This is a genomic window from Rothia sp. HMSC076D04, from assembly GCF_001814645.1.
Lineage (GTDB): Bacteria > Actinomycetota > Actinomycetes > Actinomycetales > Micrococcaceae > Rothia > Rothia mucilaginosa.
In genome coordinates this window covers 1-454 of sequence record NZ_KV817349.1, presented here as the reverse complement: position 1 = coordinate 454, position 454 = coordinate 1, and the positions used below count along the sequence as shown (strand labels likewise).

At 54.6% G+C, this 454-nt stretch carries 1 protein-coding gene; it reads right to left on the bottom strand.

Features of this window, described 5'->3' with window-relative positions; translation table 11 throughout:
* On the bottom strand, window positions 1-454 hold a 454-nt coding region (locus HMPREF2980_RS00005; RefSeq protein WP_141755925.1), incomplete at both ends, for an ATP-binding cassette domain-containing protein.

Below are 454 nucleotides of genomic sequence, written 5' to 3'. Positions count from 1 at the left end.
GGTAGGTTCCTTGTTCCACCACACACCCACCATCCAACACCACCACAGAATCAACACCACGCAACGTCCACGCACGATGAGACACCAACACCACCAAACGCCCAACAGCAGCCACCTTCAACCGAGCAAAAATCTCCTCCTCAGTCTCAGCATCCACAGCACTGGTCGGCTCATCCAACACCCACACCGGCGCATCCCGAAGAACCACACGCGCCAACGCCAAACGCTGCCACTGACCACCCGAAAGACCAACACCACCAAACGACTCACCCAACTGAGCATCCAAACCACCCTCAAGACCACGCACAAAATCATCAGCACAAGCCACCGACAAAGCCGACCACAAATCAGCATCACCAAGACGCTCAACCGCTGCCTGAGGCAAACCCAGAAGAAGATTTTCACGCACAGTCAGTTCATAGCGTCCGTAGTCTTGACTCACCAAACCAACATT